The organism is Kocuria subflava, assembly GCF_012163155.1.
GTDB lineage: Bacteria > Actinomycetota > Actinomycetes > Actinomycetales > Micrococcaceae > Kocuria > Kocuria subflava.
Map to the genome: position 1 here is coordinate 1 of NZ_JAAVUN010000165.1, position 609 is coordinate 609.

Below are 609 nucleotides of genomic sequence, written 5' to 3' on the forward strand. Positions count from 1 at the left end.
GATCGGCTCGACGCCGAACTCATGCCTGTACTGGTCGATGTACTCCACGATCAACGCTGTGGGCGGTCGAGCTCCGCCGCGAAAAAGCCGAGGCTGACCTCAGGATCGGCGGATTCAAGCGGTCAGCGCAACATCTCCTGTGAGATGGGACAGTCACTGACCACAGGAGGATCCGGATGCAGGGCAAGCACGGTCATCTCAGCCGGGAGCAGAAGCAGCTGGCGCTCAGGCTGCACGCGAGGGGCTGGCGGCTGGTCGATATCGCCAAGGAGATCGGCTGCAGCGCGCCGATGGTCGGGGTCATGGCCCGGAGCGGCAGGCACCTCGATGCCAAACCGCTCGGCTGGAAACCACGCCAGGGCTGCCTGACGATCGATGAGCGCGAGCAGATCCTTCTGGGGATCAATCGTGGCGACACATTCACCGCGATCGCCGGGCAGCTGGGGCGAACGGTGTCCACCATCAGCCGTGAGGTCAAGCGCGGCGGAGGCCGCTGCGAATACTCGGCTTGGCGCGCACATGAACGTGCCCGCCAGCAGACTCGTCGGCCGAAGCCGGTCCAGCGTGCGTCGGGGCGGCTGCTCGGGGGGGGCGCCCGGCGGGGGGGGG

The 609-nt window shown here is 67.3% G+C and carries 1 protein-coding gene; it reads left to right on the forward strand.

What is annotated here, in order from left to right:
- Positions 1 to 176: 176 nt before the first annotated feature.
- Positions 177 to 609: helix-turn-helix domain-containing protein (locus GTW58_RS13560; RefSeq protein ID WP_168023609.1), on the forward strand; the 433-nt coding region annotated here is incomplete at its 3' end.